Raw genomic sequence first — 9875 nt, 5'->3', positions numbered from 1 at the left:
TGAAATAGTATAGTCCTCGTTTAATAATATTTCAATTTGACTTCTTTCTTTATCACTTAAGTGTTTATAGTGTCGTTTTGTGGTATAATGTACTTCAGACATGAAAATCTTCCTATCTATTTGGTTTAGCAACTTTAGTATAGCTGATTTTCATGTTTTTTTGTTTATTTTTATTTGTTGCACTTCATTTTACAACACGGGTTTAAATGAAATTATTTTTTAAAGACAATTTAAACTTTTTCATGTATAATAGATATGTTATTTATTAAGGAGAAGAGATTTATGACGAAACATCATATCAACGATCCGCATCATACGGAACATTCACAATTCAACAGAACCGAACGAAACAAATTAATTAAAAAGCGAAAAAAAAGGACTCGTCGTATTATTATATGGTCGACTATCTTCATTCTATTTGCTGGTTTAACCTATTTTCTTGCGACATTTTGGTCATCTGTTCAAAATGCAGCTTCAGAAATTACACGAACTGTTAAAACAGAAAATATTCGTGAATCTTCGGTTCAAAAGACTGATCCTTTTACAGTCTTGCTTGTTGGCTTAGACAAAGGTGGAGAATATGGCTATAGCGATGAACCTGCACGTGCCGACACACTCATTGTCGCTACAGTTAATCCAAGCACTAATGAAATTACTCTTGTGAGCATTCCTAGAGATACTTTAGTGCCTATGCAAGTGCCTCGAACCAGTGATGGCTACGGACTAATTGATAAAATTAACCATTCTTATGCTTACGGAGATATAGAGGGAACAATTAATACTGTTCAAAATTACCTACAAGTCCCTATTGATGAATACGTTCAAATTGATATTAACGGACTAATCAAACTGGTTGATTCCTTAGGTGGTGTCACTGTTAAAAGCCCAATTACTTTCCAACAAGAAGGGTATTCATTTGTGGAAGGAGAAGAAATACACTTAAATGGGTTTAGTGCTAATCTTTTTGCACGTATGCGTTTATTAGATCCAGAAGGAACAGCAGGTCGTGAAAAACGACAACGTATTTTAATTGGTGCTCTTGCTAAAAAACTATTGTCTATTGATGCTCTAATTAATTATCAACAAATTTTAGATACCCTTAGCAGCAACATTCGCATGAGTTTTACACTTGATCGGTTATTCCAGCTTAAAGATGTGTACTCATCTGTTTTTAACAACATGAAACAAGACCATCTGACTTCTGCACCGATTGATATTAACAATGGTTACTATGATTTAATTTTAGATAAAGAACATTTACGTATAAGCAATCTATTACGCCAAAAATTAAATCTCCCTGAAATTACACAAGATACATTATTATCTAAAGGTATTTCGACAACGTCATATAAAATGCAATCCTATAGATTATACAACTCAAATGACTATTTAGATAACGAAGGAAATTATTTAAATACCGGATTACCGTATAATTCAGATGAATCTAGCACAAATGAATCAACATCATCTGAAAGCTCAACTACACAGAGTGAATAACAGTTTTTATAGCCTTATAAAATAAGATGAGACTGGAAAAAGTCTTAAAAATAAAAAACAGCTTATCATGACGTCATCAGAAACGTTGGTTATAAGCTGTTTTCAATTTTTCAAATGTTAATCAACAGGCTAACATTTTAGTTTTTCCCAGTCCCATTCCCATTTTAGATTAAACCTATTTCTATGGAATTTGGAAAAACTGAGCATGGTCTGAGGCAATATGTGTAAAATTATGGGAAATCAATGTCTATAAACAAAGATTTCCCACAGCATTTTTATTAAAAACGTTTTTTCAATTCCGTTTGTTTATATACAACTAAATGAAACAAAGCGATTTCTTCAACCAACATGATTTATGTTAAAAGTGAACATCAATGCTTAAATAGTATAGTAAACATGTTCATCTGTTTTTTGAGTGTGTGGCGCCTAAATAGTAAATCTTTGTATGCGTTTTTTCAGCAGCTGATGATAATACTGGGACAAACTCCACACACGATGGACAAGTTTCTCTTCCTGCATAGATTAACAATTCTTCTTTATTTTGTACTGCATTCTCCGTTTCTAACACATTGATGACTTGAAATTTTTCAACAATTTTTTTATATTCACTTTTCTGAGGGAGATTAACCAAAAAAATGACACCTAAAAGCGTTATAATAATCATTATCATAACATAAACTTTTTATTATTTTTCATATTTATACCACCACTTTCTTATTCTTCACTTCAACGACTCGATCTGCACGTTGTGCAATATCTTTATCATGAGTAACTAGGCAAATTGTTGCTCCACTTTTATGCAGTGTTTCCAACACTGACATAATCATATCTCCTGTTTTCTCGTCTAAACTACCTGTTGGTTCATCGGCTAAAATAATACTAGGTTGGCTAATAATTGCTCTAGCAATTGCTACCCTTTGCTGTTCACCACCTGATAGCTGGAAAGGGTATTGATGTAACTTATCAGCTAATCCCAAATCATTTAGTAACGCCACTACTTTCTTACGGCGGCTAGCTTTTTTCTCATTTTGATACGCTAGAGGAAGTTCGACATTTTCCATGACGGTATATTCAGAAACGAGATGATATTGTTGGAAAATATATCCGAATGTTTCTATTCTTAATTTCTCTCTTTGGCTTTTAGATAATGTTTCTATTTTTTGACCGTTTAATACATATTGTCCTTGAAAATGTGTATCTAACAATCCTATAATATTTAAAAGACTACTTTTCCCACTACCTGATTTGCCAACAATTGCTAAAAATTCTCCCTTTTTTATTTCTAAAGAAAGGTTATCTAAAATGACTCCACTATTTTCATATTCTTTTTGTATATTATCTAATGTTATTAAAGTTACCCTACTCATAATGTTTAACTCCTTTGATATATTTTAACTGGATAAAATAACCAGAACATAACATTAATGCTAATAGAGAAATCGCTATAGGTAAAACGATAGCTACCACAATCCCCTCTTTTGAAAACTGAATAAGATAATATGCTGTACTAATATACGGCTGTATCCACCAACAACATAGAGCAGCAAGAACACTTGACAGACCTGTCAACATAAAAAGTTCTATCCCTAATTCTAGAATGAGTTGCAATGGTGTTGCTCCAAATATAAGCGAAATCATTTGCCGTTTTTTTCTTTTTTCTAAAAAGATTAGTAATACCCCTACTACACCTGTTACAACAATACTCAGCGCAATATAACTTGCCCAAGAAAAAACATTTAAGAACTCCATTAAACTCTCTGTTCCCTTTTTAAATTCAGGAACGACTGCTACTGCCTCCAATTTTGGTAATTCAGAATGACGCGAAACATCTGTCATAAATTGCTGAATATCTACTTGATTATTCACACTACAAAATGTTTGTGTAAAAGATACGAAAAATGTATCTTTAAGTGTCTGATATGCTTCATTCGTCAAAATCATGCTATAAGTTAGGTCAACATCCGTTAAATAAGTCGTACTTGTCACTAATGTTTGAAATACATGATTTGGCGTAAATAGTTCCTTTTTTAATGCGTGGTTTCCCAACAAAATATTTTGATTTTGAAAAGTAATTGAAGCATCAATGACAGATAACTCTTGATTTGTTTGAACAACTTTATTCAACGCTTCGCTAATAAATACCGTTTTTGTTGATTCCTCAGTATGAACATAATGGTTTAGAAATGGTGTATTTGCCACAATGAAATAGAAAGAGATATAATCATTCCCTTTTTGAATAATAAGAGGTCTTATATTCGCGTACGATAATGTATTGTCTTGACCAGTAAAATTTTCTAATTCATGCACTTGCTCTGCAAATGAATGCTTCATTTCATCAGACTGATTTTTTAATAAAATACTATTTCCTACTTGATTGTTTAGTAACTGATGCCTTTCTTTTTCACTTATTTCTTTGTTGATACCTAAATAAATAAACGTAAAACACAATACTAACTCCAAACACAAGATACTATATAATGTTATATGGTGCTTTATATATTTTAAAGCAATTGCTAGGCAATATCTCATTACATTCTCACCTCTCCCTTTAGAACATCTACAATATAAAAACGACTTAATCTTTTCATCAGTATGTAAGAATATAGTATGATTCCCAAAATAACAAAACTCAATGACAATAAATAACTTAGACTATCCCCTCGAAATGTAAAGAATAGTGGAAGATACCCCCTACATATAAACAATCCTACATATGCAATATGAAACGCAACCACACTTAATAATAAATTTTCCCACAATACAATAGACAGAATGCCCTTACTACCTAACCCATATAACAACTTAATTGACAAATTTTTCATTGTATTTGTCATTTTTCCTTTAAAAGCCAACAAGCAATTAGTTAAACAAAGTAAAATGAATACAAGTGAAAACACCATAATAAACACCATATAAGCTGTTAACGATTTATCACTTGAACGATTTACCGTTGTTAATGGTTGATAATTAAAAATAGCTGTATCTAAAGAATTTGTTAACGTTTTCTCATCTGCATTAATAAAATGAATCAATGCATAACTACTTGCCAGTTTAGATACTATATCAAGATTGGCATGACTTGAGATAACAAATCTTTTCTCAAATTGATAACTTTCAAAAATGAAGGCAACCTTAAATTCTCTGCCGTCTATACGAATAGTATCATTTTTCTTTAAATGATATTTATGTGCGATATAGTGAGATATGGCAACTTCCTGATTCCCTAATTCACGATAAAAACCTCTCATTTTAAAAAAATAATGACTATTTCCTTCAAGTGTTGTGAAATTTTCTGTAAATAACTGCCCGTTTTTCTCGAAAGTCGTTATATAGTTTGTCACATAACTAATATTATCCGCATTTAGTGACTCAACGGCCTCTTTGAGTTGACGTGCTGCGTCCTTTGTAGAATATATTGAACGGATTTCAAAGCTATTTTCACTATGTTGTAAGGCAGACAAATTTTTCAAATCATAAATCGTCACTAGTTTCCCACAAAAAATAATAATAAATACAAAACTAAAAATGAGAGAAATAAGGATAACACTATTCAATTTCCATTTATGAATAAATTCTTTCCATTGTGTGAGTAGTATAAATGCTAATTTTACCATATGACACCTCAACTAAAGCGTAAACGCCACACTATATTTTTCTTTGGATAAGACACATAAACATCATTTTGTAATTTTGCTATATTAACTGAAAATTCAGCTTCTCCCTCTATTTTACCTATGGACTCTAAATATGTTCCATCGGATACAGAAAATATATCTAATGTACTCGCAGCTCCACTAAATACATATACTTTATCTTCTTCGACAATAAAATCTGTAGGAGCATATCCTGTCCAAAAATCAAACTTTTTAATAAGTTTATCATCTTTTACTTCATAAAATTGATTAAGCCCCGAACGAAAACCTGCAAATTGATTGTCTGAAAAGTATTCTAATGTTGAAACAGCATAGACTTGTTGGCGAAATACAGCAAGATATCCTCTAAAATGCTCTCCGATTGTTGTGGTTTCTTTAGTCGTTGTATCTAACCTAAAAATTTTACTTTCTTGTTCCAGAGTTGCAGAAGCTGTATAAAAAATAGACGTCCCTACTATTTCAAAATCAAAATATTCTGTTTCTGTATCTGAAATTTTTAAAGCATATTGGTTTAGTTGATTAAATTCCTCATCATACTTGATAATTTGATTTAATCCTCTATCTAAAATATATATACGATTTTCCACGAATTTTAGATGTGTAGGATTAACTAACGATAATGGGTTTGATTTTCTAATAATCCGGTTTTGAGTATCCCTTTCAATAACTGTCTTATGTTCTGTATCTATTGTATAAAATGATTGTCCTGTAACAGAAATTCCTTTCCCTTTAGCTATTTGTTCAATCGATACTGGATTTTTAACATCAATACAGAAGGCGTAAATTCTGGCTCTTTTTCTTTCTCTTGAGGGGCAGAAGATAAATTTTGATTATAACAACCCATCAGCAAAAATAATAACAAACACATAACTATTCTTTTCATTTTAATTTCCCTCCTATACAATTTACATCAATCAATCCATCACGTATCCTATCAAAATAAAAACCATAAAAGAGATAGTATCAGATTAGCAATATATATTAATTAACAATCACAATCGTTATGTCTTTCAAATTCTTGGACAAGCGTACGTCCGTCACAAACCCTATGTTGAGTATATCTTTGAGATAAAGCTGTACTAGACCAAATTCCACAATGGGTTTGTAAACATCTATTATCAGTAACAGCAACCGTTTTCCAAGGTGTACATGCTGCATAAGCTGAAATAGCGGGTAAAATCCCTGCAAAAATAATACTTAAAGCAGTAATAGCTATTTTCCTTTTCATACACAATTCCTCTTAAATTTACTATCTCTTTTGCTTACAGTAATAATTATACCACTTATCCAATTTATATAGCAAACGTTTTCTTTTTTAATTATTTTATACTATATGTATCAATTCGTATCATTATATCTACGAAAAAAATATTTAGATAGACAAAAATTTTTTAAACGTTTATGTTAAAAAAGGGACTGGAAAAAGTCTTAAAAATAAAAAACAGCTTATCATGACGTCATCAGAAACGTTGGTTATAAGCTGTTTTCAATTTTTCAAATGTTAATCAACAGGCTAACATTTTAGTTTTTCCCAGTCCCATCCAAATTTATTTGTGGGGTTTTATTCCAAAACAATTATTTTTTCCAATAATTTTGAATAAATTGTTCTCTACCCGAACCAATATGTGATCTTTGATAATGTTCTGGTGATTTTTTGTAAAAGTTTTGATGATAGTCTTCAGCTAGATAGAAATGTTTGAATGGCTCAATAGCTGTTACAATAGGTTTATCAAAACGTCCACTCTGTTCTAATGCCTGTTTTGACTCTTCTGCTAACACTCTTTGTTCCTCAGTATGATAAAAAATAACTGGACGATAAGAACTTCCTCTATCTACAAATTGTCCAAATTTATCTGTTGGATCAGTCTGTTGCCAATAAATCGTTAACAATTTATCGTAGGACATTATATCTGCATCAAACTCAATTTGAACAACTTCCACATGTCCAGTCTTTTGTGTTTTAACTTGCTCATAAGTAGGATACTCACTATCGCCACCGGAATACCCTGAAACTACCGAAATTACCCCAGGCATTGTATCAAAAGGCTCCACCATACACCAAAAACATCCCCCACCAAATGTTGCTATTTGTCTATTCATATTGTAGTCCTCGTTTTCTCTTTCTAAACATGCATAGCTTATTTATGTGCTATTGGCAATGCACAATGCTTTCACATTAATCTTATGATAATCTTTTCCATGGTATATGCTTTCTAATAGTTAAGCATATACCATGATTGTTTATTTAATCTTTTGTAATCTTTTCAATACCACCCATATATGACACAAGTGCTTTAGGAATGGTCACACTACCGTCTTCATTTTGATAATTTTCCAAAATAGCCGCTACCGTACGGCCTACAGCTAATCCAGAGCCATTCAAGGTATGAACATAATCTACTTTTCCTGTTTCCTCATGTCTGAAACGAATTTTTGCACGACGTGCTTGGAACGCTTCACAGTTAGAGCAAGAACTAATCTCACGGTACATATTTTGTGCAGGTATCCATACTTCTAAATCGTATGTTTTTGCCGCCGAGAAGCCCATATCTTGTGTACATAACGTTAATACACGATACGGCAATTCTAGACCTTGTAAAATATCTTCGGCATTAGCAACCATTTTTTCCAATTCTTCATAAGACTGCTCAGGTCTTGCAAATTTTACCATTTCTACTTTATGGAATTGATGTAAACGAATTAAACCACGTGTATCACGACCAGCACTTCCTGCTTCTGATCTAAATGACGGACTAAATGCTGTAAAGTAGATTGGCAATTCTTCACCTTTAACAATTTCATTTCCATAATAATTCGTTAATGGAACTTCTGCTGTTGGAATTAATGTTAATTGGCGTTCATCTGTTAACTGGAAAACATCTTCCTTAAATTTAGGAAACTGCCCTGTTCCAAACATGGATTGTGCATTCACAATATAAGGCGTGATTAATTCAGTATATCCATGCTTATCTACATGCATATCTAACATATAATTATAGCACGCACGTTCTAGGCGGGCACCCAACCCTTTGTAAAACACAAAGCGACTACCTGATACTTTTGCCCCTCTCTCAAAATCTAAAATGCCTAAATGTTCAGCAATTTCCCAATGGGCTTTTGGCTCAAAAGTAAATTCTTTCGGTTCACTCCAACGTCTGACTTCAACATTATCTTCTTCACTCTCTCCAACCGGAACAGACTCGTGTGGCATGTTAGGTAAGCGAACCAAAATATGCTCCATATCATCTTCCACGTGTTTTAGGCGTTCATCAATTTCTTTAATATCTTCACCGACTTGTTTCATATCTTGAATTTTTGCATCAGCATTTTCTTTTTGCCGCTTTAACTCTGAAATTTCTTGTGATACAGTATTTCTATACTGCTTTTTCTCTTCAGATTGCACAATTAGCTGGCGACGTTCCTCATCTAAAGAAATTAATGTATCAAAAATAGCCGCATCAATTCCTCGTGCTCTACCTAATGTTTTAAAAGAATCTACATTCTCTCTAATTTGTTTAATATCTAACATCTTAATCCTCCTACAAATAAAAATAAAGCTACTCCATCCCTTATGGACAAGGGACGAAATAGCTTTAATTTCGCGGTACCACCCAGTTTTAGACTATGCTGACATACTCTACACTCATTAGGATAACGGACATACCGGAATAACTTCATCATCATTCGTAAAATGTGTGGATTCGTTTAAAAACTGTACCAATTCACATCATCCACTGGCTTTCTGAAACACTTTATAAACTACTATTCACATTGTAAACTATACATATTATTTTCCACGATTCTACTATAATTATGCAACAATGTCAAGTTATACACATACTACGGTATGTGTCTATATCAATCGAATGTGATAATGTCTTAAAGTAATCGAATGACAAAATGTCCCAAAATGATAAACTAGAGATATGAAAAGGATAGAATTAACAGTGAATGAAATAAAAAAATATAACGTCATCAAAGCCGTTCATCATGGCAAAAAAACAAAACAACGTGCCTGTGTTGAATTAACATTATCATTAAGACAAATTAACCGACTACTTAACAATTATGTTCAATTTGGTAAGTCAGCTTTTTCTCATAAAAATAAAAAACGCTCTCCAAAGCATAGTCTACCTGAATCTACTAAAACTTTTATTGTAGAATTATACCAATCATTTACCAATTTAAAACCTAATGTTGTTCATTTTACTGAAATTTTAAAACAAGAACATGGCATCAATTTAACAGATACAACTGTTCGTACCATTCTCTATAACCATGGGATGATTTCTCCCAAAACACATCGGAAAACAGTAAAACGACTAAAACAACAGAAAAAAGTAGCACAACAAGTGAGACATGAATTGTCTATAAACTTACCCCGTTCTTGTGAGTTTCTAGCAGATAGTGACACTATCCATCCTAGTCGTCCGAGAAAAAAATATTGTGGCGAACTGATACAAATGGACGCTAGCCAATTCAGATGGTTTGGTCAAACTGTCTCTCATCTTCATGTTGCCATTGATGATGCTTCTGGTAATATTGTTGGTGCCTATTTTGCCCCACAAGAAACGCTAACAGGCTATTATCAGGTGTTACATCAGATATTAACCAATTATGGTATTCCTGCTGCTTTTTTAACGGATAGACGAACGGTATTTGATTATCAAAGGAAAGGGACTCAACAGCTTCAAGACGATACCATGACACAGTTTGGTTTTGCTT

At 32.5% G+C, this 9875-nt stretch carries 10 protein-coding genes, 1 pseudogene and 1 other annotated feature; of the genes and pseudogenes, 2 read left to right on the top strand and 9 right to left on the bottom strand.

What is annotated here, in order from left to right:
- The first annotated feature begins 282 nt into the window (after positions 1–282).
- Complete coding sequence (locus E4T68_RS07575) at positions 283–1497, top strand: LCP family protein (protein ID WP_167753860.1); 1215 nt, start codon at positions 283–285, stop codon at positions 1495–1497.
- A 400-nt stretch (positions 1498–1897) separates the two neighbouring features.
- Here the strand turns inward: E4T68_RS07575 and E4T68_RS07570 are convergent, their stop codons facing one another.
- From E4T68_RS07570 to serS, 9 genes are all read right to left on the bottom strand, one after another.
- A complete protein-coding gene (locus tag E4T68_RS07570) occupies positions 1898–2167 on the bottom strand; it encodes a hypothetical protein (protein ID WP_167753859.1) in 270 nt (89 codons plus the stop codon).
- A 28-nt stretch (positions 2168–2195) separates the two neighbouring features.
- Complete coding sequence (locus E4T68_RS07565; RefSeq protein WP_135125678.1) at positions 2196–2864, bottom strand: ABC transporter ATP-binding protein; 669 nt, start codon at positions 2862–2864, stop codon at positions 2196–2198.
- The gene (locus tag E4T68_RS07560; protein ID WP_135125676.1) at positions 2857–3945 is read right to left on the bottom strand and encodes an FtsX-like permease family protein; all 1089 of its coding nucleotides are present in this window, start codon (positions 3943–3945) and stop codon (positions 2857–2859) included. The genes E4T68_RS07565 and E4T68_RS07560 overlap by 8 nt, the downstream gene beginning before the upstream one ends.
- An 80-nt stretch (positions 3946–4025) precedes the next feature.
- The gene (locus E4T68_RS07555; RefSeq protein ID WP_135125674.1) at positions 4026–5111 is read right to left on the bottom strand and encodes an ABC transporter permease; all 1086 of its coding nucleotides are present in this window, start codon (positions 5109–5111) and stop codon (positions 4026–4028) included.
- A gap of 8 nt (positions 5112–5119) precedes the next feature.
- Entirely contained in the window at positions 5120–5737 is a 618-nt protein-coding gene (locus E4T68_RS07550) for a hypothetical protein (RefSeq protein ID WP_135125671.1), read from the bottom strand.
- Between the two features lie 146 nt (positions 5738–5883).
- Positions 5884–6033 carry a hypothetical protein gene (locus tag E4T68_RS09335; protein WP_167753858.1) on the bottom strand — a complete coding sequence of 50 codons (150 nt, stop codon included), beginning with the start codon at positions 6031–6033 and terminating at the stop codon, positions 5884–5886.
- 102 nt (positions 6034–6135) lie between these two features.
- Complete coding sequence (locus E4T68_RS07545) at positions 6136–6378, bottom strand: hypothetical protein (RefSeq protein WP_135125669.1); 243 nt, start codon at positions 6376–6378, stop codon at positions 6136–6138.
- 347 nt (positions 6379–6725) lie between these two features.
- Complete coding sequence (gene msrA, locus E4T68_RS07540; protein WP_135125668.1) at positions 6726–7250, bottom strand: peptide-methionine (S)-S-oxide reductase MsrA; 525 nt, start codon at positions 7248–7250, stop codon at positions 6726–6728.
- A gap of 145 nt (positions 7251–7395) precedes the next feature.
- On the bottom strand, positions 7396–8679 hold the full coding sequence (serS, locus tag E4T68_RS07535; protein ID WP_135125666.1) for a serine--tRNA ligase: 1284 nt from the start codon (positions 8677–8679) through the stop codon (positions 7396–7398).
- A 46-nt stretch (positions 8680–8725) separates the two neighbouring features.
- Positions 8726–8929 (bottom strand) — a binding site (T-box leader).
- Positions 8930–9076: 147 nt separating this feature from the next.
- Here serS and E4T68_RS07530 point away from each other — a divergent pair.
- A pseudogene (locus E4T68_RS07530) lies at positions 9077–9875 on the top strand (ISNCY family transposase); the annotation flags it as partial.

Source organism: Granulicatella sp. WM01, assembly GCF_004570605.1.
Lineage (GTDB): Bacteria > Bacillota > Bacilli > Lactobacillales > Aerococcaceae > WM01.
Note: the sequence above shows the minus strand (reverse complement) of the source record. Positions and strands in the feature narration are given on the sequence as shown.